The organism is Bacillus sp. NMCC46 (assembly GCF_002998465.1).
Taxonomy (GTDB): Bacteria; Bacillota; Bacilli; order Bacillales; family Bacillaceae; genus Bacillus.
In genome coordinates this window covers 618,797-641,891 of the sequence record NZ_PVQZ01000001.1, presented here as the reverse complement: position 1 = coordinate 641,891, position 23,095 = coordinate 618,797, and the positions used below count along the sequence as shown (strand labels likewise).

21 protein-coding genes are annotated in these 23,095 nt (G+C 41.6%); 18 read left to right on the top strand and 3 right to left on the bottom strand.

The genetic code is table 11. From position 1 onward, the window contains the following. The first annotated feature begins 197 nt into the window (after window positions 1-197). The gene (locus tag C6Y01_RS03245) at window positions 198-416 is read left to right on the top strand and encodes a hypothetical protein (RefSeq protein WP_034662856.1); all 219 of its coding nucleotides are present in this window, start codon (window positions 198-200) and stop codon (window positions 414-416) included. Between the two features lie 123 nt (window positions 417-539). Here the strand turns inward: C6Y01_RS03245 and C6Y01_RS03240 are convergent, their stop codons facing one another. Then, entirely contained in the window at window positions 540-728 is a 189-nt protein-coding gene (locus tag C6Y01_RS03240) for a YkvS family protein (protein ID WP_003211747.1), read from the bottom strand. 168 nt (window positions 729-896) lie between these two features. Here C6Y01_RS03240 and C6Y01_RS03235 point away from each other — a divergent pair, with 168 nt between their 5' ends. The 6 genes from C6Y01_RS03235 (at window position 897) to C6Y01_RS03210 (ending at window position 7,637) form a co-directional block, all read left to right on the top strand. Continuing rightward, window positions 897-1,091 (top strand): hypothetical protein, encoded by a 195-nt coding sequence (locus tag C6Y01_RS03235; protein ID WP_034662854.1) that lies wholly within the window; start codon window positions 897-899, stop codon window positions 1,089-1,091. Window positions 1,092-1,398: 307 nt separating this feature from the next. After that, on the top strand, window positions 1,399-2,052 hold the full coding sequence (locus tag C6Y01_RS03230) for a cell wall hydrolase (RefSeq protein ID WP_095285075.1): 654 nt from the start codon (window positions 1,399-1,401) through the stop codon (window positions 2,050-2,052). A gap of 313 nt (window positions 2,053-2,365) precedes the next feature. After that, entirely contained in the window at window positions 2,366-3,682 is a 1,317-nt protein-coding gene (locus C6Y01_RS03225) for a polysaccharide biosynthesis protein (protein WP_106037811.1), read from the top strand. A 54-nt stretch (window positions 3,683-3,736) separates the two neighbouring features. Next, complete coding sequence (gene stoA / locus C6Y01_RS03220; protein WP_044139797.1) at window positions 3,737-4,225, top strand: endospore biogenesis thiol-disulfide oxidoreductase StoA; 489 nt, start codon at window positions 3,737-3,739, stop codon at window positions 4,223-4,225. A gap of 293 nt (window positions 4,226-4,518) precedes the next feature. Next, window positions 4,519-6,438 carry a heavy metal translocating P-type ATPase gene (locus C6Y01_RS03215; RefSeq protein WP_106037810.1) on the top strand — a complete coding sequence of 640 codons (1,920 nt, stop codon included), beginning with the start codon at window positions 4,519-4,521 and terminating at the stop codon, window positions 6,436-6,438. A gap of 104 nt (window positions 6,439-6,542) precedes the next feature. Further along, window positions 6,543-7,637 carry a M24 family metallopeptidase gene (locus C6Y01_RS03210; protein ID WP_034662840.1) on the top strand — a complete coding sequence of 365 codons (1,095 nt, stop codon included), beginning with the start codon at window positions 6,543-6,545 and terminating at the stop codon, window positions 7,635-7,637. A gap of 53 nt (window positions 7,638-7,690) precedes the next feature. Here C6Y01_RS03210 and C6Y01_RS18860 read toward each other — a convergent pair whose 3' ends face one another. Further along, window positions 7,691-7,834 (bottom strand): hypothetical protein, encoded by a 144-nt coding sequence (locus tag C6Y01_RS18860; RefSeq protein WP_162839370.1) that lies wholly within the window; start codon window positions 7,832-7,834, stop codon window positions 7,691-7,693. A gap of 93 nt (window positions 7,835-7,927) precedes the next feature. On the opposite strand from C6Y01_RS18860, the gene C6Y01_RS03205 reads away from it, so the two are divergent. From C6Y01_RS03205 to C6Y01_RS03160, 10 genes are all read left to right on the top strand, one after another. After that, window positions 7,928-8,917 carry a LacI family DNA-binding transcriptional regulator gene (locus C6Y01_RS03205; RefSeq protein ID WP_106037809.1) on the top strand — a complete coding sequence of 330 codons (990 nt, stop codon included), beginning with the start codon at window positions 7,928-7,930 and terminating at the stop codon, window positions 8,915-8,917. Between the two features lie 55 nt (window positions 8,918-8,972). Beyond that, window positions 8,973-9,827 carry a glucose PTS transporter transcription antiterminator GlcT gene (glcT, locus tag C6Y01_RS03200; protein ID WP_034662832.1) on the top strand — a complete coding sequence of 285 codons (855 nt, stop codon included), beginning with the start codon at window positions 8,973-8,975 and terminating at the stop codon, window positions 9,825-9,827. Window positions 9,828-10,029: 202 nt separating this feature from the next. Continuing rightward, a complete protein-coding gene (ptsG, locus tag C6Y01_RS03195) occupies window positions 10,030-12,129 on the top strand; it encodes a glucose-specific PTS transporter subunit IIBC (RefSeq protein WP_034662827.1) in 2,100 nt (699 codons plus the stop codon). A 93-nt stretch (window positions 12,130-12,222) separates the two neighbouring features. Continuing rightward, the gene (locus C6Y01_RS03190) at window positions 12,223-12,489 is read left to right on the top strand and encodes a phosphocarrier protein HPr (RefSeq protein ID WP_003211078.1); all 267 of its coding nucleotides are present in this window, start codon (window positions 12,223-12,225) and stop codon (window positions 12,487-12,489) included. Next, complete coding sequence (gene ptsP, locus C6Y01_RS03185) at window positions 12,489-14,207, top strand: phosphoenolpyruvate--protein phosphotransferase (protein ID WP_034662824.1); 1,719 nt, start codon at window positions 12,489-12,491, stop codon at window positions 14,205-14,207. The genes C6Y01_RS03190 and ptsP overlap by 1 nt, the downstream gene beginning before the upstream one ends. 112 nt (window positions 14,208-14,319) lie before the next feature. Beyond that, window positions 14,320-14,547 carry a transcriptional regulator SplA domain-containing protein gene (locus tag C6Y01_RS03180; RefSeq protein ID WP_003211490.1) on the top strand — a complete coding sequence of 76 codons (228 nt, stop codon included), beginning with the start codon at window positions 14,320-14,322 and terminating at the stop codon, window positions 14,545-14,547. 82 nt (window positions 14,548-14,629) lie between these two features. Beyond that, complete coding sequence (gene splB / locus C6Y01_RS03175; RefSeq protein ID WP_034662821.1) at window positions 14,630-15,658, top strand: spore photoproduct lyase; 1,029 nt, start codon at window positions 14,630-14,632, stop codon at window positions 15,656-15,658. Window positions 15,659-15,773: 115 nt separating this feature from the next. Then, window positions 15,774-17,735 (top strand): methyl-accepting chemotaxis protein, encoded by a 1,962-nt coding sequence (locus C6Y01_RS03170; RefSeq protein ID WP_034662818.1) that lies wholly within the window; start codon window positions 15,774-15,776, stop codon window positions 17,733-17,735. Between the two features lie 75 nt (window positions 17,736-17,810). Next, window positions 17,811-18,596, top strand: a complete 786-nt coding sequence (locus tag C6Y01_RS03165) for an SDR family oxidoreductase (protein ID WP_034662815.1) — start codon at window positions 17,811-17,813, stop codon at window positions 18,594-18,596. A gap of 13 nt (window positions 18,597-18,609) precedes the next feature. Next, the gene (locus C6Y01_RS03160; RefSeq protein ID WP_034662811.1) at window positions 18,610-19,482 is read left to right on the top strand and encodes an NAD(P)-dependent oxidoreductase; all 873 of its coding nucleotides are present in this window, start codon (window positions 18,610-18,612) and stop codon (window positions 19,480-19,482) included. Between the two features lie 238 nt (window positions 19,483-19,720). Here the strand turns inward: C6Y01_RS03160 and C6Y01_RS03155 are convergent, their stop codons facing one another. After that, window positions 19,721-20,521 (bottom strand): CAP domain-containing protein, encoded by an 801-nt coding sequence (locus tag C6Y01_RS03155; protein WP_106037808.1) that lies wholly within the window; start codon window positions 20,519-20,521, stop codon window positions 19,721-19,723. Between the two features lie 336 nt (window positions 20,522-20,857). Here C6Y01_RS03155 and C6Y01_RS03150 point away from each other — a divergent pair, with 336 nt between their 5' ends. After that, a complete protein-coding gene (locus C6Y01_RS03150; protein WP_095285084.1) occupies window positions 20,858-22,984 on the top strand; it encodes a peptidoglycan D,D-transpeptidase FtsI family protein in 2,127 nt (708 codons plus the stop codon). Window positions 22,985-23,095: the final 111 nt, after the last annotated feature.

Sequence of the window (23,095 nt, the reverse complement as noted above, 5' to 3'; positions counted from 1 at the left end):
AAAAAAAGAGAAGAGTCATGTCGCTCTTCTCATACAAATGGGAATAGAACTTGCTAGGACGGCTGGGGGCTACCAGCTCGTAAACATATTATATATGACAGAACGTATGTTTGTAAAGGTAAATCGTGTTTTTTTGCTTATCCTATTTGCTTTGAGATAAAATAGGGGGCAATGAACGGAAAACGGAGGCGTTTGAGTTGGCAAACAAAGAAGAAAAGACAGAGAAGCTGCTGATGGAGCTAAGAGAAGAGCTTCAAATGCTCGAACATCAAAACAAAGAACGATATAAATGGAGTGCCTCCACATTGCTTGGAGTGATTGCGCTTTTGATTGATAAAGGCGTTATCACCCCCGAGGAAGTTGACATGTACAAGACGAAAGCGGAAATGCAAACCTTTCATACGCAAAAAGACTGACACCGCTTCATATAGTGTCAGTCTTTTTCATATGTGATTGTCAAAGAGAGCTAAACTGTCAAACGAGAGCAGCTTTGCTTCGTATTTACGTATGTAACGATAGTCTGAATTGAGGATTGCAAATTAATGTACGGAGTCTTTGATGATTTTATAGTTTTTATGATTAACGACTGTTAGTGAATCCAGTTCTAAATCTCTATAGTTGTCCATAATGGTGACATCCACAATGACAGAGTTTTCATTCACTTTTTCAACTACACCTGTTAAACCATTTCTAAATTCGATCACATTTCCAATTTTTGCAATCTTCAACCGATCCCTCTCCTTTAAAAACAGATTTCATTCCCTATTAAAAAGTATTTTGCAATATTTTCATACCAATGTAAAGGATAAAGACGTTTTTGTTTCGTTTTCGTTGTATGCTTTCCTAACGAATGATATATTTAATATTTGATGATGGCTGTAAAGGAGCGGTTTTTTTTGACTGAAGAACAAATCCTCACAATCCTTGAATCGTTACGAAATGGGACAGAAAAGCAAGTGACCATCCAAAAAGATGATTTTTTAACGTTTCGTTCGTTCTTGGTGAATCAAGATGATTTTAAGCATTTTCGCGGGATTGCGAAACATGGTGGAGATGTTATTTTTGAATATCTTACAGAAGCAAGAAGCTAAAGCTTTTTCTCATGAATGAGAGAAAGCTTTTTTATTTTAGTTCTTTTGTCACACTTCATACCAGCTTGATACATCTGAAAAGAAAATGTAATAACCCATAATCAGGAGCATAAGGATGATTATAGGCGGAAACAGGACCTTTTCAAGCGCTAACAATGCCAGTTGATATGAAATTGAACTAATAAATTCCATTTAATGACGGAATTTGGACAGGCATGCAAATCTTTGTGCGTGAAAATAGAAGGAGCTCTTGTTAGAGTGGACAAGTATCTTACCGCCTATTTTGATTAAAGGAGGAATGAGGCGAATGATGAAAATTCATACAGCTCTTTTTGTCATCCTTATGCTGGTCGCAGCCATGAAGATGGACAACCTACAAGAGCAGCAAGGCACATTAAGTCACGAACTTTCACAAGCACCTGTTAAGCATGAGCTTTCATATATAGATCAAGATGATCACGATCAAGTCATCCCAGCATTTTCAGAGGAGAAGCGACAGCCGAAAGTCAAAATGCTAAGTACGTCTACAGAAGAAAAGTCTTCAAAAACGAAGCAAAAGAAAAGAGTAAAATCAGAAACGACGAATGAGGAAAGCGCCAAACGCTATTCTAATGAAGAAATGGAGCTACTCTCACGATTGGTACACGCTGAAGCGAAAGGTGAATCTTACGCAGGTAAAAAAGCTGTGGCAAGCGTCGTCTTAAACAGGGTGGAGCATCGCTCGTTTCCTGACAGTGTCAAAGGTGTTATTTATCAGCGAAATGCTTTCCAGCCAGTATCGAATGGAAGTATTCATGATAAAGCAGATCAAGATTCTGTTAAAGCTGTGAAACAGGTAGTGAAAGAACATGACAGAACAACAAAGGCCATCTATTTTTATAATCCCAAAACGGCAACAGATAACTGGATTCGTTCCCGCAAAATTGTAGAACGTATCGGTCGTCACGTATTTGCCGTATAAAGAAAAGAAGCGATCAATCAGATCGCTCCAGCGTGTAGACAAACCCTCGCATTCGTTGTCAGGTCTGCGCTCCGGTGCTCACGAATGTCAAATTCGCTCCGCGCCAGTGCTCGTCCTTCCTAGACTTCACAGGTTTTCTATCACGCTGAAAGGAAGACAAAGGGCTAAAATAAAGATCATTTTTAGCCCTTTGTCAATATTCTAAAGCGATCAATCAGATCGCTCTTTTTTTTGTCTTCAATTATCAAAATATTTTCAGGACTTGTCTCATAGAATGTGAAAAGAATTTGCTTTTAGACAAAGGGGAGGCTACATGAATCGATTTGTAAAAGGGGTCATTCTGCTATCTGTCGCAGCTTTCATTGCGGAGTGTATCGAGTTTTTAGTCAATATGATTTTAGCGAGAGAGCTTGGAGAACATGGAATGGGTCTATATATGAGTATCCTTCCAATCATTATGCTTGTCCTTGTGATTGCCAGCTTAGAGCTGCCAGTCTCCATTTCTAAATTCATTGCAGAATCGCATGAGCGGCTCCATAAAAGTATGCTCCGCCATGCGTTTAAAATGACGCTTGTGGTCACATGTACAACAACGGGGATCGCTGCGATTGTCCTGCCGTTCATTCCAGTCTTTCAGTCGTATCATCCGCTCATGAAAGGGCTTGTGCTGTCTCTTATTCCAATTATTGCGTTTACCTCGATCGCACGCGGCTATTTTATGGGAAAGCAGCAAATGGGCAGGATCGCTCTTGCCAATATGCTGAAGAAAACGATCCAGCTCATCTGCTTGTTTTTGTTCTTCCATTGGTATTCGTTTGATATTGAAACAGCGGTACTCATTGCCATCGGTGTCATTGTCGCGAGTGATCTCGTCGTCTTTATTTATTTATACTCCCAATACGTCATGGCGAAAAATGCTGTCAATGTGAGGTCTGTTGAATTAAGAGGAATTGACGTGAGAAAGCGCCTATTAGCTGTCTCCATTCCGACAACGGGCATGCGGATTTTTCATGCGATCGCAAATGCCATAGAACCATTTTTAATCAAAGGAGCCCTTATTGCAGCAGGCATCTCTGGCACACTTGCTATTGATCATTACGGCATGCTGGCTGGTGTCGCGATGTCGATCGGTTTTTTCCCTGCGTTTATCGCTCATTCCATCATGATTGTGATGATTCCCAATGTATCTGAAGCCTATGCTTTACGTCAGTATGACCTTGTGAAAAAACGTGTCAGGCAGGCGATTCTCATTACATTTGGGTACGGGGTGCCGGCAGTGATGGTGATGTATTATTTTGCTTATCCGCTCACGCAGCTCTTTTTTGATTCACCGCAAGCTGCTGTCTACTTACAGCTGCTTTGGCCGTACTTTTTATGCCACCTATTTGTGATGCCATTTCAAGCGTGCTTAATCGGTATGGGGCTCATTAAAGATGTGTTCCTACATAATATATGGGTGCATGTCGTCTCGTTTTCAATGGTGTATTTTCTCGGATCAATTGAAAGCTTGAATATGATGGGGGTCATATTAGGGATGAATACGGGCATGCTTCTGTTGACTGCACTGCATTATGCGACGATTTGTAAGGAGCTCGGCGTTTCCATGTTTCTTAGAGTGAAAAAAGCATGAATGTCCTCTTCGTCGAGCGGGCAAGCTATAAGAAAACTGGGAAGGAAGATCCTGATGAATCGTAAATATCTACCCGCCAGTCTTCTTATAATGACCTTGCTTCTATTACTCATAGGCAGCGAGGCTGAAGCGAAAGAGCCCGTTATGGCGCCAAAGATAGAGGCTCCTGCATTAACTGGTGAAACGCAGATGATTCCGGCGAAAGGAAAAAAGACCATTTTGCATTTTTGGACAACATGGTGCCCGTCCTGCAAAATGGAGCTGCCCGTATTTGACCAGATCGTGAAAGAAAATCAGAGTGATGTTGATATCTTAACGGTGAATTTACTAGGGGCAGAACAAAGTAAACATGCGGTTGCCCAATTTGTGAAAGACAGAAAGTTTACATTCCCGGTCATACTAGATGAGCGAGGGGAAATGATGAAGAAATACCAAATCATCACCATTCCAACCAGCTTTTTGATAAATGAAAAGGGGGAAATTGTGAAAAATCATGTAGGTCCACTGACGAAAAAACAAATCAAGGAGTGGACGGATTTTTAGAACGAAACATTATTTCAAGAACCAAGGATCATTCCTTTGGTTCTTTTTTGTGTTCAATTGCTTTTTATCTGAATAAACTGTGCTCAGAAGAGATGAAATGGTCTACATCAATAATGATAATTATTATCAAAAAGAAATTATAATAATTATTAATTGAAAATCAGTCAGAACCTGTTATAATGAATAACAGACCTATAAAAAGCTTGAAATAGCAGAAAATATAGATGAAAAAAGGAAACGGGCAACAATTGATGATGTGAAAATCATTATCAATTAGAGAGGAGAAAACAATCATGAATGAGAATACAGCACTTTATCAAACAACAAATCAAAAGGAATCGAAATGGTCCCTTCATCAATGGGCACAGCACGGAGAATTAATAGCAGCAGGTATCTCGGGGATTCTCATTTTGGTTGGATGGATGTTAAAGGATGAGAGCATGTGGAGTATTCCTTTATTTATCCTTGCGTTTATTATTGGAGGTTTTGCAAAGGCGAAGGAAGGAATTGAAGAAACCATTTCGTCTAAAAGCTTGAATGTTGAACTTTTAATGATTTTCGCAGCTATAGGCTCAGCAATCATTGGATATTGGGCAGAGGGCGCGATCTTAATTTTTATTTTCTCACTTAGTGGTGCGCTTGAAACGTATACGTCAAATAAAAGCAAGAAGGATTTAACAGCTTTAATGAGCATCGCACCAGATGAAGCGACTTTCATTGAAGAAGATGGCACGACCATTCAAGTCGCTGCTTCATCATTAACACCAGGTGACCGTATCATGATCAAAGCTGGGGAACGTATTGCAGCAGATGGTGTGATTCTAAGCGGCAGAACAAGTGTGGATGAATCTGCGCTTACGGGAGAGTCTGTGCCCCAGGAAAAAGGGCAAGGCGAAGATGTGTTTGCGGGAACAGTGAACTTAAATGGTTCCTTAACAGTAGAAGTGACAAAACATAATGAAGAAACGCTTTTCCATAAAATTATTAAACTTGTCGAATCGGCTCAAGAAAGTGTGTCACCAAGCCAGGCATTTATTGAAAAATTCGAAGGTGCGTATGTAAAAGGTGTACTGATCACCGTCGCGATTTTAATGGTTCTGCCTCATTTTGTACTAGGCTGGAGCATGAGTGAAACCTTCTACCGGGCCATGGTATTTATGGTTGTTGCATCACCTTGTGCGCTTGTTGCATCCATTATGCCAGCTGCTTTGTCACTGATTTCAAACGGCGCAAGAAACGGAATGCTTGTCAAAGGAAGCGTCTTTTTAGAAAAGCTAGGCACAAGCAGCATGATAGCTTTTGATAAAACGGGGACGATTACAAGCGGAAAGCCGGCTGTAGATCAAGTTGTGATAGCTAAAGGACAAGAGGAAGCTGCTTTTTATCAGGCGCTTTATCAAATTGAAAGTCAATCAAACCACCCGTTAGCGAAAGCGATCTCTGATATGGCAAAAGAGCACCACATAGAAAGATCAGCTCATGTCACCATTGAAGAAACCTCTGGTTTTGGTGTAAAGGCACAATTGAATGGAGAAACGTGGCGGATTGGGAAGAAAGACTTTGCCGGCAAGGCTTCAATGGACCGCGAGATCGAAGAGAAGGAAGATTATCTTTCTGAAAAAGGATACACAGTGGTGTATGTTCAAAAGGATCAAGAAGTCGTTGGTTGCCTTGGTCTTAAGGATCAAATTAGACCTGAAGCTAAAAAAATGATTCAAGAGCTGAATGATTTAGGCATCCAAACCGTTATGCTGACAGGAGATCAGCAAAAAACGGCTGAAGCCATTGCGCAGGAAGCCGGCATCCAAACGGTTGTCGCTGAGTGCCTTCCAGATGAAAAGGTACATGAGGTCAATCAACTTAAAAAACAAGGTAATTCCATCATCATGGTAGGAGACGGAATAAATGATGCACCGGCACTCGCCACAGCAGATGTAGGGGTTGCGATGGGCGGAGGCACAGACGTGGCCTTAGAAACAGCAGATCTGATCTTAATGAAGAACAATTTAAATAACTTAACAAAGATGATCCGTCTTTCAAGAAAGATGAATCGAATCATTAAGCAAAATATTATTTTCTCATTAACGGTGATTTGTTTGTTAATTTGTGCGAATTTCTTACAAGTGCTTGATTTGCCTTTTGGCGTCATCGGGCATGAAGGAAGTACGATTTTGGTCATTTTAAATGGACTGCGTCTTCTTCGGGCATCTTAAGCGAATCATCATAGCGCACTTGGCTTCTGCCAGTGCGCTTTTGTGCGAAATATAGCAAAAACTGATACAATAGATCAGTAGAAAAACGTGTGAGGAGGATCACGATGAACCGAATGAAGAGCTTGTCTTCTTGGCTAAAGGAAAAAGACATTCAAGGTGCATTTATACATACAAAGGAAAATGTGTTTTATCTATCTGGATACTTCACAGAGCCGCATGAAAGAGTAATGGGGCTGTTTGTGTTTCAAGAGGCAGATCCATTTTTTGTTTTGCCTAAAATGGAAGTCGAGCAGGCGAAAAATGCTGGATGGTCAGGCGATATCATTGGTTATGAAGACCATGAGAATCCATTTGATTTCATTCAGTCAGCAGTAGAAAAACGCGGTGTAAGAGCAACTCAACTTGCAATTGAAAAAGAGTCGATTCCGCTTCAAAGAGCAGAGCAGCTTCAAGCTGCCACTGGGGCAGAAACTTTTGTCCGGGCAGAAGAAGAGCTCAATCAGCTAAGACTGATTAAAGATGAATCTGAAATTGCTACACTGAAAAAAGCCGCTCAATTGGCAGATGAAGGTGTAAAAATTGGGGTGGACGCCTTAAAAGAAGGAATCACCGAAACAGAAGTGCTCGCTGTCATTGAATATGAGCTAAAGAAAAAAGGCATTCAAGGCATGTCCTTTTCGACGATGGTTCTCTTTGGCGAAAAATCAGGAGAGCCTCACGGAAATCCAGGGCAGACAGCCTTAAAAAAAGGCGATTTTGTGTTATTTGACCTTGGTGTCATTGTTGATGGCTATTGCTCAGACATTACAAGAACTTTCATCTATCAGGAAGCTTCTGACAAGCAAAAGGACATCTATCAAACCGTCCTGAACGCAGAAATGGCGGCACTTGAAATGAGTAAGCCAGGCGTGAGAATTGGAGACCTGGACTTAAAAGCACGCGGGCTGATCACAGAAGCTGGATATGGGGACTATTTCCCTCACCGCCTTGGGCATGGTCTAGGGGTGTCTGTTCATGAGTTTCCTTCTATGAGCCAGGCAAATGATGATCTTCTCCAAGAAGGCATGGTGTATACGATCGAACCGGGGATCTACGTCCCAGGAGTCGGCGGCGTCAGAATTGAAGATGATGTACTGATCACAGCAGATGGTCCAGTCACTTTAACCAATTATCCGAAAGAGCTGACGATCATCAAGTAATAAAAAAATCACGATGAACGTCCATGTCTTGGAAGTGTCATCGTGATTTTTTGTCACTCTTTTCGATCCTTATCAACAAAAAAATCATCAATTGATTCAAACGGTTTGATTTTATGTTCTTTTCCTAAAGGATGTAGTGCAAAACGAGCAGAAAACAAAACAGTCATACATAATATAATCCATATGATGATACCCATCTTGAATTCCCCTTTCCATCCAGTGATTTGTTCAGCTCACATACATCTTAAAGTATGAAACGCTTACCATATCAAGAGAAAGTAGGAGAAAAAATGCCAAACATAAGGGAGATTGCGAAAAGAGCGGGCGTATCTGTGACAACTGTATCACGTGTGTTGAATGATCATCCTTATGTCAAAGAAGATAAACGAGAACGAGTGCTACATGCGATGAAAGAGCTCAAATATACGAGAAACATTCAGGCTGTACATTTAGCAAAGGGCTATTCAAATATGCTTGGCATCGTTCTTCCAACGATTGATCATTCTTATTTCAGCAGACTTGTCACAGGGATTGCCGAGAAAGCACAGGCGTGCGGTATGCATTTTGCTTTGTTTCAAACAGGGTATGATCCTTTAAAAGAAAAAGAAGCATTGATGAGTTTAAAAGAGCGCCGCGTGGATGGGTTAATCTTTTGCTCAAATGCGTTAAGTGATCGAGACATTTTAAGGTGGCAGGAATCCGGGCCTATTATTTTTTGCCATCCGGCGCCTTTTGAAGACTGCTCAACGGTGTCGATCGCACATGATCAAGCATTTAAAGAAGGGCTGCATCATTTAGCAGCATGCGGGCATCAGCGAATCGCGATTGTACTAGCCAGAATAGAAGGCGCAAACAGCCAGTCACGACTTCAAGCTTATCAAGATATGATGAAATCGCTCGGGCAGGAGATTGATGAAGAATGGATCATCGAAGGGAAGCTCACACTTTTTGATGGAAAACAATTATTCACAGAGTGGCAGGAGATGAAGAATCGCCCCACAGCATTATTCATCACAAATGACGACGTATCAGCAGGCTTTTTATTAGAGGCGCAGCGTCATGATATAAAAGCAGGAGAATCTCCAGCCATACTCGGCTTTCAAAATGATCAATTGAGTGAGGCTTTGGGGATTTCCAGCATTGATATTCCGCTTAAACGTATGGGTCAGGAAGCGTTTGACTTGTTCGACCGGGCCGTAAAGGGAGAGGCACCAGAAAAAAGAATGCTGCCATTTCGCCTGATCGAGCGTTCAACTACCGTTTTCAAAAACAATCGTTGACGCACGTTTCATCTGTTTTGTACGATAAGAGGGATTGAATAAGAAGGAGGTGGGGATGTTCATGGAATCCTTCACCGTTGATAAAGCGTTAAATAATAATGTCATCATCGCAAGACACCCTTCTTGGGGCGAAGTGGTTCTAATTGGGAAAGGAATCGGCTTCGGGAAAAAATCGGGTGATGTTCTCGATCAAGACACATTTGAAAAAATGTTTGTCCTTAAAAATACAAAAGAACAAACAGAATATAAACAGCTGCTTCACCACATTGATGAGAACATGATCGAGCTTGCCAATGACGTCATTTATCATATACGAGAAAAAATGGGGCACCGTTTGAATGAGCATATTCATATTGCCCTGACTGACCATATTGCCTTTAGTTTTAAGCGGGTGCAGCAAGGATATGATATCACCAATCCCTTTATGCTTGAGACTAAATCGCTGTATCCGAAAGAATACGAGGTCGCAAAGGAAGTCGTTGAGCTGATTAACGAGCGTTCAGATGTCGAAACAAAGCTGCCAGAAGGAGAGATTGGTTTTATTGCGCTCCATATTCACTCGGCTTTGACGAATCGGCCCTTATCTGAGGTGAACCGTCATTCGCAGCTTATTACGCAGATGGTCCAAGTCATAGAAGATTCATTTCATATGAAAGTAGACCGTGAAAGTATTCATTATTTACGCTTATTGCGCCATATTACATTTTCGATTGAGCGCATTAAACGGGAAGAATCATTAGAGGAGCCAGAAAAATTGCTTCATCTATTGAAAAATGAATATCCTTTATGCTACAATACTGCTTGGAAAATGATCAAAATATTACAACATGCATTGAAAAAGCCTGTACAGGATGCGGAGGCTGTCTACCTGACACTTCATCTGTACAGATTGACAAATAAAATTTCATAGTTTCCTTGAAACGTGTAACTGATTCGATCAGGCATGAGTGACTTAAGGTAAATACAGGATAAGATCCTGTTATTTGCGCAACCTTATATCACCATGCCTTTTTTTGTGTTTGAAGGTGAAATGTAAACGGTTAATTATGAAATGTACGTCAGGGAGCGTCCCACATGTATGTTGTAAGCGAAAACAAAAGGAGGTTCAACCAGTGTTTAAATCACTTTTTGGTGTGTTGCAAAAAATTGGACGAGCACTTATGCTTCCAGTTGCGATCCTTCCTGCTGCTGGTATTTTACTAGCACTTGGGAATGCGATGCAAAATCCGCAGCTGATTGATGTAGCTCAATTTTTAAGCAATGATACAATTCAGCTTGTTGCAAGTGTCATGGAAAATGCGGGGAACATTGTCTTCTCGAATCTTCCGCTCTTATTTGCTGTAGGGGTTGCCATCGGTCTTGCTAATGGAGACGGTGTGGCAGGGATTGCCGCAATTATCGGTTATCTTGTCATGAACGTGACAATGAGTGCCGTATTAATGGCCAATGGATCGATTCCATCCGATTCCATCAAATTGGCTAAGTTCTTTAAGGAAAGCCATCCAGCGTATATTAATATGCTCGGCATTCCGACCTTGTCTACCGGCGTCTTCGGCGGGATTATTGTCGGGGTATTAGCAGCTTATATGTATAATAAATTTTACAAAATTGAGCTCCCGCAATATCTCGGCTTCTTTGCTGGTAAACGTTTTGTTCCAATCGTTACATCTATTTCAGCACTTATTTTAGGGCTTTTGATGCTAGTCATTTGGCCGCCAATTCAAGGTGCACTGAACTCGTTTTCAACAGGACTGCTCGCAGCGAATGAGCCGCTTGCTGCCTTTGTATTCGGTGTGATTGAACGCTCATTAATTCCGTTTGGTCTGCACCACATTTTCTACTCGCCATTCTGGTATGAGTTCTTTAGTTATAAGAGCTTATCAGGTGAGCTTGTCCGTGGTGATCAGCGTATCTTCATGGCACAGATCAAAGATGGTGTTCAGCTGACAGCTGGTACATTCATGACAGGGAAATATCCGTTCATGATGTTTGGTCTGCCAGCAGCAGCACTTGCGATTTACCATGAAGCAAAACCAAAGAATAAAAAGCTTGTCGCTGGAATTATGGGATCAGCAGCCCTGACTTCTTTCCTAACAGGGATTACTGAACCGCTTGAATTCTCATTCTTGTTTGTTGCACCAGTGTTATTTGCAATCCACTGTGTATTTGCTGGATTATCCTTTATGATTATGGATATTCTAAACGTGAAAATCGGTATGACCTTCTCAGGGGGATTAATCGACTTCTTCTTATTCGGTATCTTGCCAAACAGAACCGCTTGGTGGCTTGTGATTCCAGTTGGTCTCGTACTTGCTGCTATTTATTACTTCGGATTTAGATTCGCCATTCGCAAATTTAATCTGAAAACGCCAGGCCGCGAGGATGAAGCAGCTGACGGTGCAGATAGTGCTAAGTCTGAAAAGGGTAATGACTTACCTTATGAAATTCTTGAAGCAATGGGTGACCAAGAAAACATTAAACACCTTGATGCTTGTATTACGCGTTTACGTGTCACTGTCAATGATCAGAAGAAAGTGGACAAGGACCGCTTGAAAAAGCTTGGTGCTTCAGGAGTTCTCGAAGTAGGAAACAACATCCAGGCCATCTTTGGACCACGCTCTGATAATTTAAAAACACAAATGCAGGACATCATTGCAGGCCGCACGCCTCGTCCAGCGAAAGACCCTTCTGCAAAAGAAGAAGTCAGCCAGCAGGTCGAAGAAGTCATTGCAAAACCGCTTCAAAACGAGCAAGGTGAAGAAATCTTTGCTTCACCAATTACAGGGGAGCTTCATCCGATTACAGATGTACCAGATCAAGTATTCTCAGGGAAAATGATGGGTGACGGTTTCGCCATCTTGCCAACAGATGGAACGGTGGTTTCACCGGTGAAAGGGAAGATCTTAAATGTATTCCCAACGAAACACGCAATTGGCCTGCAATCTGACGGTGGACTTGAAATTTTAATCCACTTCGGTATTGATACGGTCAGCCTTAAAGGAGAAGGATTTGAAGCATTTGTACAAGAGGGAGATCAAGTAGAAATCGGTCAAAAACTCTTAGAGGTTGATATTGATAAAATTAAGTCTGAAGTACCATCTTTGATGACACCAATTGTATTTACCAACTTAGGTGAAGGACAATTTATTGACCTTCAAGAATCCGGTGAAATCAAAGCTGGTCAAGAAAACATCATGAAAATTTCAAAATAATTTTCATAACTGCCGTTCTTGTTAGATGACAAGCTCGGCAGTATGATATAATATTGTGGATGTATTAATTGTATAAAAAGGAGATTGATAAAAATGGCTCAACAAACATTCAAAGTAACTGCAGATTCTGGAATTCACGCACGTCCTGCAACAGTTCTTGTACAAACTGCTAGTAAATATGATGCTGATATCAACTTAGAATATAATGGTAAAACAGTGAACCTGAAATCTATTATGGGTGTAATGTCTCTAGGAATTGCGAAAGGTGCTACAATCACAATCTCTGCTTCTGGTTCTGATGAAAATGATGCACTTGCTGCGCTTAAAGACACAATGAAAAGTGAAGGCCTAGGCGAGTAATGCAACAACTGAAAGGAATCGGTGCTTCAGCAGGCGTTGCGATTGCAAAAGCATACCGTCTGGAAGAACCAGATTTAACAGTTCACCAAAAAGACATCAACGATCCAGAGACAGAAGTGAAGCGTTTTGAAGAAGCAATTCATGTTTCTAAACAAGAACTTGAAGCAATTAAAGAACATGCGCTAAAAGAGCTTGGCCAAGACAAAGCAGATATCTTTTCTGCACACCTTCTTGTGTTAAGTGATCCAGAGCTGCTAAACCCAGTAAAGGATAAAATCAACTCTGATAAAGTAAATGCTGAATTTGCTTTAAAAGAAACAGCGACAATGTTTGTCACCATGTTCGAAGCAATGGACAATGAATACATGAAGGAACGTGCAGCGGATATTCGCGACGTAACAAAACGTGTAACTGGACATTTGCTAGGCGTTGACATTCCAAATCCAAGCATGATTTCTGAAGAAGTCATCATCATCGCTGAAGATTTAACACCTTCTGATACTGCTCAGCTGAACAGACAATTCGTCAAAGGTTTTGCGACAGATATCGGCGGCCGTACTTCTCACTCAGCGATCATGGCAAGATCTATGGAGATTCCAGCAGTTGTTGGAACAAAAGAAGCAACAAAAACGGTGAAAAACAATGATCTGATCATTGTCGATGGTATTAGCGGAGACGTCATCATTCAGCCTTCTGAAGATGAAGTGAAAGCGTATCAAAAAAAGCATGAAGACTACTTAGCTAAAAAAGCGGAATGGGCGAAACTGGTGGACCAGCCAACGGTCACAAAAGACGGCGTTCACGTAGAGCTAGCTGCAAATATCGGAACACCTGAAGATGTAAAAGGTGTACTTGAAAATGGCGGCGAAGCAGTCGGATTGTACCGTACAGAATTTTTATACATGGGCAGAGATCAGCTTCCAACAGAAGAAGAACAGTTCAATGCTTATAAAACAGTGTTAGAGAAGATGGAAGGTAAAGCGGTTGTTGTCCGCACACTTGATATTGGTGGCGATAAAGAACTCCCTTACTTGCAGCTTCCAAAAGAAATGAACCCGTTCCTTGGCTTTAGAGCGATCCGCCTTTGCCTCGAAGAACAGGAGATTTTCAGAACACAACTACGCGCCTTACTTCGTGCAAGTACATATGGAAACTTGAAAATCATGTTCCCTATGATCGCGACATTATCAGAATTTAGAGAAGCAAAAGCCATTTTACTTGAAGAAAAAGAAGCATTGGTTGCCGCTGGTACAGACGTATCCGATTCCATTGAAATCGGTATAATGGTAGAAATTCCATCAACCGCTGTCATCGCAGACCAATTCGCAAAAGAAGTTGATTTCTTCAGTATTGGAACAAATGATTTGATTCAATATACAATGGCTGCTGATCGAATGAACGAACGAGTGTCTTATCTTTACCAGCCTTACAATCCAGCGATTTTACGTTTGATTACGCTTGTTATTGAAGCAGCGCATAAAGAAGGTAAATGGGTTGGCATGTGCGGTGAGATGGCAGGAGATGAAATCGCAATCCCACTTCTACTTGGATTAGGATTAGATGAATTCTCAATGAGTGCAACATCTATTCTTCCAGCAAGAACACAGCTAAGCAAGCTTTCTAAGGAAGAAGCTGCATCATTTAAAGAGCATATTTTATCACTTAGCACAACAGAAGAAGTGGTTGATTTCGTGAAGAAAACGTTTCAACATCACTAAGTGAATTCAAACCAGACAGTAACCCTGTCTGGTTTTTTTGTCGAATTTTATCATATTGGGTCATATCCGGCAGAGAGAAGGGCATCCTATAAGAAAAATGGAGGTGACCAGATTGCCTTTCTCAGACTATAAACCGGGTGATCAAGTATATGTGATTTATCGAAATCCACATGCTGCAAACGTAGCACAAATCAAAGAAGCAGAAATTGTTTCACATCCATATAACGAAGAGGAGCTTGCCCTATTTTTACTTGAAACGTATCATCCTTTAGCTCCAGATGATGCGGTCTTTCCGACATATGAAGAAGCAGAAGCTCTTTATCAAGATTTGTTTGAATAAGGGAGATTTTAGAAAGGATAAAAGCCATCCTGCGCGGTTAAAGTAACCGTATGAAAACCTATAAGGTAAGGATGTGCTAAATATGATCAAACCTTTTGTGCCCCAGCTTGTTTACATTGAACCAAGGGCGTTAGAGTACCCGTTAGGACGAGAGCTGAAGGAAAAGTTCGAGGGTATGGGTATTGAAATAAGAGAAACGACTTCACATAACCAAGTAAGAAATATTCCGGGTAAAAATGACTTGCAAAAGTATCGTAATGCGAAATCAACGCTTGTCGTTGGTGTGAGGAAAACGTTGAAGTTTGATACGTCTAAACCATCTGCAGAGTATGCGATCCCATTTGCGACAGGATGTATGGGGCATTGCCATTATTGCTATCTGCAAACGACAATGGGAAGTAAGCCGTACATTCGAACATATGTGAATGTTGAAGAAATATTAGATCAGGCGGAGCAGTACATGAACGAGCGTGCGCCTGAAATCACGAGATTTGAAGCTTCTTGTACTTCAGATATTGTAGGAATTGACCATTTGACACATACACTAAAGGCAGCGATTGAATACTTCGGCCAGACTGATCTTGGTAAGCTTCGCTTTGTCACCAAATTTCATCATGTCGATCATTTACTTGATGCAAAGCATAATGGCCGAACAAGATTCCGCTTTAGTATCAATGCGGATTATGTCATTAAATATTTCGAACCCGGAACATCACCGTTAGATCAGCGGATTGAAGCAGCTGTCAAGGTCGCAAAAGCAGGCTATCCTCTTGGCTTTATTATTGCCCCAATTTACATTCACGAAGGCTGGCAGGAAGGATATAAAGTTCTTTTTGAAAAGCTCGATGCAGCCCTAACTGAAGATGTCAGGCACGATATCACCTTTGAAATGATTCAGCATCGTTTTACAAAACCAGCGAAGCGTGTGATCCAAAAAAACTATCCGAAATCAAAATTAGAATTGGATGAAGAAAAAAGAAGATACAAATGGGGTAGATATGGAATTGGGAAATATATCTACCAAAAAGATGAGGAACAAGAACTAAGACAGACGTTAGAATCATATATCGATCAGTACTTTCCGTCTGCAAAAATTGAATATTTTACTTAAAGCAAGCCTTTATGGCTTGTTTTTTCTATTTAAATTTTCTTACAACTATTGAATGCGGTACCAATTTTGCCGATATACAAAATAAGATGCGAAAGTAGGATGTAGGGGTGATGAGATGTTTAAGAAACTTCAAGTGAGAATAGCTGTTTTCATCTCAGTTATTTTAATTTTAACCGTCGTGGCCGTTCAAGTGGGTTCCAACATAGTATTAACACCACTCATTGAACGGGATGCAAAAACCACCACAGCGGCAACAGCAGAAAGCATGAGAGATATTATTGCACAAAAGCTTGATAATTACGGGGGTACAATTAACAAACTGGCAACAAGTACACTGACTGAAGATTTTGCACAAAAGCAAACAAAACAAACATTAGCCTTTGAAAACGATGAACTAAAAGTCTTGCAGGAGCAGGATGAACTCATCTCACTTGCCTATATAGGAACAAGTGACGGTAAAATGTTTGCCTTCCCAGAGTCTGATTTTGGTGAAGGATATGATCCAACTAAGCGAGATTGGTTTATCAATTCGGCTGAAAAGCCTGATGAAGTCATCTGGACAGATCCGTATATTGATAAAGCAACGAATGAAATGGTTGTCTCAGCCACCAAGGCAATTGTGCGAAATGGAAAGGTTGTTGGAGTCGCAGGACTTGATTTGAAGCTGTCTTCCATTCAATCGTATATAAAGGAACAAAAGATTCCTTATATGGGAAACGCTTTTTTAGTTGATGGCAAAGGAACGATTTTGGCACATCCAACTGAGCAAGGAAAAAACATATCAAAAGTCGCTTCTGTAAAAAAAGCGATCGACAATTCCGGTCTTGATGATAACAAAGAACTGACGGTCATATCTAAAATCAAAGAGGCCGATTGGACAATAGGTGTCAGCTTTGAGAAAAAGAAACTGCTTTGGATCACAGAACAAATGAATCAGACAAGCATCATGATTTCAGTCATTGCTATTGTTCTTGCGATCATTCTCAGTTTCTTATTAGCAAGAAGCATCACAACGCCAATCAAGCGTCTGATCGAGCATGTGCGTAAGGTGTCTGAAGGTGATTTAACCAGCTCACTTGAAACGAAATCTCAAGATGAGATTGGTTTCCTCACGAAGAGCTTTAATCAAATGACCGAGGGGATCAGAGAGTTAATTGAAAAAGTAAAAGGGGCTTCAGACCAAGTAGTGACATCAACGGATGAAGTCACGCAAATTTCAAATGAAACCTTACTGTCGAGCGAACAGATTGCAACGGCCATTCAAGAGGTGGCAACAGGTGCGTCTAAGCAGGCTTCAGAAGCAGAAACGATTAATGAGAAATCAGAGCATTTATATGAAAAAGTACGTCATATGGGTGAGCTTGCCACGCAAATGCAAGCCAACTCAAAATCATCTGAAGATGCAGGCTATAGAGGGCTCGATGCACTAGGTATGCTCGTTCAAAAATCAACACAAGCGAACGAGGAATCGAAGAAAGTGGAGCAAATGCTGCTTGACCTTGAACATAAAACGAAAAATATTGAAAACGTTGTGACCGCCATCTCTGAAATCTCTGATCAAACGAATTTACTTGCACTGAATGCAAGCATTGAAGCAGCGAGAGCCGGAGAAAGCGGACGAGGATTTGCTGTTGTTGCAGAAGAAGTCAGAAAGCTTGCTGAACAATCTGCGCAATCAACCAAACACATTAGTGAAACCGTCAAACTCATTCAAGATGAATCGAAAAAGGCGGCTGAAGCGATGACGGCAGCAAGTAAGATGAATGAGGAACAAGGTGAAGCCATTAATGCAACAGGCGAGGCACTGAGCAGCATCACAATGGAAATGCAGGCACTTGTCGGCTCAATTGACAGCATTCATACACAGATCAATGAAATGACAGACGAACAGCAGAAAATGAATGATTCCATTCAAAGCATTGCTGCGATCTCAGAAGAATCTGCGGCTTCAGCTGAGGAAGTGCATGCGTCTACAGATGAACAAGTCCAAGCTTTAGAAAGAACGAAAACTTCGACTGAAATGCTGAACGAATCAAGCCAGGCATTACGTCAGGCGGTTGATCGGTTTAAGCTGTAATCAAGCGGAAAGGAACCTTGCGACGTGAGCAAGGTTCTTTTTGTATGATAAAATAAGAGTAGAGGAGGTGTTGACATGGATGTCAATCTATCTGGAAAAAAAGCCTTGGTCGCTGCAAGCAGTCAAGGTATTGGAAAAGCCATTGCCTTTGCTCTAGCAAAAGAGGGAGCAGATGTGATGCTTTCAGGAAGGCATGAGCACACGCTGAAAGAAACAGTCAAAGAATTATCTCCGCTTGTAAAAGGAAAGCTGACTTATCAAGTATGTGATGTGTCTGACGCGCAGCAAATCAAGGCGCTAGTTCAAGCGGCAGCTGGTGATGAGAAGTGTCTAGACATTCTTGTGAACAATACAGGCGGGCCTAAAACAGGGACGCTTGAAACCTTAATAGATGAAGACTGGATGGAATCATTTCAGCTTCATTTACTCAGTTATATTCGATTATTAAAAGAGGCATTGCCTTATTTGAAAAAACACGGCGCACGCGTGTTAAACATTGCGTCTATGTCAGTGAAAGAACCGATCCCAGGCTTGATGCTGTCAAATACTTTTAGACCGGCTATTGCCGGCTGGACAAAAACAGCCGCTCAGGAGCTTGCAAAGGATGGCATTTTAATCAATACGTTAGCCCCAGGGAAAATTGAAACAGACCGCGTCAAACAGCTGGACAAGCACCGCGCACAGGCAGAGCACCAAACAGTTGAAGAAATCAAAGCACAGGCTGAACGTGCGATTCCGCTTGGCCGTTACGGACAGCCAGAGGAATTTGCAGCATATGCAGCTTTTCTTTTATCTGAAGCCAATACATATATGACAGGTCAAACACTCATCATTGATGGTGGACTGACAAAGTCTCTTTAAGGAGGAACAAGTGATGACACAAATCAAAACAGTTGGTTTTATTGGAATCGGTGTAATGGGACGCAGTATGGCAGGACATTTAATGGATGCCGGATATGAAGTTCTCGTTTATACAAGAACAAAAGCGAAAGCAGATGCACTCATTCAAAAAGGCGCATCATGGAAGCCGGAAGTGAAGGAGATTGCAGAACATGCAGATGCTGTCATCACAATGGTAGGATATCCATCAGATGTAGAAGAAATCTATTTAGGTGAAGAAGGGCTTGTGGCACATGCTGCGCCTGGTACCTATCTGATTGATATGACTACATCGAAGCCTCAGCTGGCAAAAGAAATTGAAATGAAAGCAAAAGAAAAAGGGTTGTTTGCATTAGATGCACCAGTTTCTGGCGGAGACGTAGGGGCAAAAAATGGAACGCTTGCGATTATGATTGGCGGAGAAAAATCAGCCTATGAAGCGTGCCTGCCCTTATTTGAGCAAATGGGCGAAAACATTCAATATCAAGGACCTGCAGGAAGCGGTCAGCATACCAAAATGTGTAACCAAATTGCGATCGCAGCAGGTATGGTAGGCGTTGCAGAGGCCATGGCCTATGCCGAAAAATCAGGACTTGATCCAGAGCATGTGCTCAAAAGCATTACAACGGGCGCGGCAGGAAGCTGGTCCTTGTCAAACCTTGCACCAAGAATGCTGAAAGGTGATTTCGAGCCAGGGTTCTACGTGAAGCATTTTATCAAGGATATGGGCATTGCACTTGAGGAAGCAGAACTGATGGGAGAAGAAATGCCAGGACTCGCGCTTGCAAAGTCACTTTATGAAAAGCTGAGCGAACAGGGCGAAGAAAACAGCGGCACACAGAGTATATATAAATTATGGGTAAAATAAAAAGACCTGTCCCACTTAGAGACAGGTCAGCGTGTAGACAAACCCTCGCATTCGGTGTCAGTCCTGCGTGCCGGTGCTCACGAATGTCAAATTCGCTCCGCTCCGGTACTCGTCCTTCCTAGGGCTGCAAAGGTTTTCTATCACGCTGAAAAGAAGACAAAAGGCTAAAATGAAGATCATTTTAGCCCTTTGTCAACAATCTGGTCTGTCCCACTTAGGGACAGGTTTTTTAGATATCTTATTTTCCGATGAATTGCTGCGTCCAGTAGTTGCCAGATTTCACATAACCAACACCGATATGTGTATAGTTTTTGTTTAAGATATTTGCTCTGTGGCCTTCACTGTTCATCCATGCAGTTACAACTTCTTGAGGAGATCTTTGACCTTGGGCAATGTTTTCACCTGCTGTTTTGTAAGTGATACCGAATTGCTTCATTTGATCAAATGGAGATCCGTAAGTTGGGCTTGTATGAGAGAAATAGTTTTTATCTTTCATATCTTGAGATTTTGCGCGAGCAGATTTGCTTAGTTTTGAATCAACAGAAAGTGCTTTTAACCCTTGTTTTGCACGCTCTTTATTTGTAAGCTCAACGACTTCTTTTTCAAATGCATTCAAGCTGCTATCTGCTTTTGCTGCCGTTGTGTCTTTTTGGTCAGCTTTTGTGTTGTTATTGTTGTTTGTGTTTTGTTTAGCTGGCGTACTTGGTTTAGAAGCAGTTGGTTTTTTCACTGATTCTTGTTTTTGTTCATTTTTTGCTTTGTTTACTTCTTTCACCACTTTTGTGCCAGTAACAGGTTGACCGCTTTTGATCAGCTTGTTTAAAAGAGCTTCGATCTCTTTTTGATTCGACTTGCTTAGCCTGTTTACATCTGAAGAGATATGTAATTTTGCAGCTAATGTATGAAGATCAATGGTTTGATGCTGTACATGTATCACTTGTTTCAGGTTAAGCTCCTTCGCATCAGCTGAATGTCCTCCAGTGAACGTGATGAGTGCAGCAGCCGTTAGCGCTGAAAAAAAGAATGATTTCTTCTTCATATTGTAACTCCTCCTAAAATCTTTGTTTTGTTTTCTCACAGAAAATCATAACATGGACTTTTTGTTATAAACGTACCAGCATCCTCCATTGACAATGCCTGTTTGTCATTTTTGTTAAAGTCATAAAAAAAGCCGCCTCATATCAAAGGATAGGGAATTCTTCCATTTAAAGAAAACGACATAAACATACCAATATTTTAAAGTGTTAGTATATTTTTTTGCATAATAGGGATTGACAGCTTTTTTTCACTTGTTTCGCTGTAACAACTATTACAAAAGTGTTACAATAATGAGTGGTAATTGTAAAAGATTGAAAGGATGAGAGGAGCTACATAAGTGGGAGAGAAACAGCATCAAGGTAGTGCCGAGCAGAAAAAAATCAAGCGCCGGAACGCCTGGAGGATTAATCTCTTTTTCTTCGCTGTCTTTAGTTTATTTGCTGGACTTGTGATCAAGCTTGGTGTGCTGCAGATCGTCAATGGTGAGGATTATAAAAAGCAAGCAAACCGAACAGAGGTCAAAACAGCATCATACCCGTCCCCAAGAGGAAAAATGTATGACGCGAGAGGAAGAGTCGTCGTTGATAACGAAAGTGTACCTGCCATCGTTTATACATCAGAAAGCGGTGTGAAAGCGAAGGATAAGATTAAGGTAGCAAGAAAACTTGCGACTTATATAAAAATGGATACTGATTTTTTGAGAGAGCGTGACATTCGAGATTTTTGGCTGGCGAGCCATCCGAAAGAAGCGGATAAGCTCATTTCAAAAGCAGAGAAAAAGGATCTTAAAGCAAAGGATGTCTATCCGCTTCAAGTAGAGCGTGTGCCTAAGAAAGAAGTCAAGGCGATCGAAAAGGATGCAGAGGAAAAAGCAGTTGCAGCGATCTATCGTAGATTTACAGGCGGATATGCCTTTGAGCCTCAAATCGTGAAAGCAATGGACCCAAATGAAGAGAAAAAAGGGGACGAAAAAGTTGCTTTACTCGATGAAACAAAAGAGTCAAAGCAGACATCATCCGTGAGTTTGACATATGAAGAGATTTCACTTGTGTCAGAGCATCTGGATGAACTGCATGGTGTAAATGTCATCAATGATTGGACAAGAAAATATCCGTATGAAAAGACCCTTTATAATGTACTTGGCGGTGTGACCACACCAGAGCAAGGCATTATAAAAGAGCGTGAAGATTACTATATGGCAAGAGGCTACTCGCGAAATGACCGGGTAGGGAAGAGCTATTTAGAGTATCAATACGAAGATTTTCTGAATCCAGAGAAAGCGACTGTTCAATATACACAGGTTGGCGGGAAGCTGCTCGATGAAATCAAGCGGACAGAGGGACGAAGAGGACTTGATCTTGCACTGACATTTGATATGGAGCTGCAAAAGGAAGTCGACAAGATCGTCGAATCAGAGCTTAGATCCGCTAGTGCGAGAAACTATATGATGGACCGCGCATTTGTCGTGATGATGGACCCTAACACTGGGGATGTTCTCGCAATGTCTGGCAAGAAAATGGATGGCAGAGACGTCACAGATTATGCCATCGGAACATTTACGACCCAGTACGAAATGGGCTCTGTTGTCAAAGGAGCCACAGTACTTGGCGGTTATCAGGACGGGATGTCACACAACCAATCCTATATGGATACACCGCTTTATTTTGCAGGAAGTAATGGAAAGCCGAAACAGTCTTACAAAGTTCTTGGATGGGTCAATGACCTTCAGGCTCTCCAAAAAAGTTCCAACGTCTACATGTTCCAAGTAGCGATGAGAATGGCGGGCATCACCTATCAAAAGGATGGTCCGTTACCGGCAAGACCTGAGCACCTGCAAAAAATGAGAAACTATTATGCGCAATTCGGTCTTGGCGTAAAAACAGGGATCGACCTGCCGCAGGAATCAAGCGGGATGCAGACACATCCTAAGACGGTCGGCGGACTTTTGCTCGATGAAGCAATTGGCCAGTATGACACGTATACACCGCTTCAAGTTGCCCAGTACATGTCGACGATCGCCAATGGAGGAAATCGCGTTCAGCCAAGAGTGGTGAAAAGCGTTCACCTTCCAACGAAGAAGGATGAAGTAGGCCCAGTCGTGAAAAAATATGAGCCGAAGGTGCTGAACACGATTAACAACTCGAAAGCAGATATTGACCGCGTCAAAATGGGGCTGAAAATGGTCACATCGACCGGCGGTACTGCCGCTGGCCGCTTTGGTCAGCATGATGTCGCTGGAAAAACAGGGACGGCCCAAACCTTTTACTATGGTGCCAACCGCAGCTGGTGGGGAAATCCCACATACAATTTAACCTTTGGGGGATATTATCCGTCGTCCAATCCGAAGGTGGCTTTTAGTGTCGTGACACCTTATGTCTCAGATAAAGATTCCGTCATTAAAACCATCCCAAGTAAAATTATTGATAAGTACGTTGAATTACAAAAGAAATATGAAAAGCAGTAAACAGCAGAGAGCACAGCAAGAGAATGTGCTCTTTTTTGTTGAAAATATGGACGTTTCCCTCGATGACGGAAGGAAAATACGGGTTTTCTAGCGAATCTTTTTTATACATCA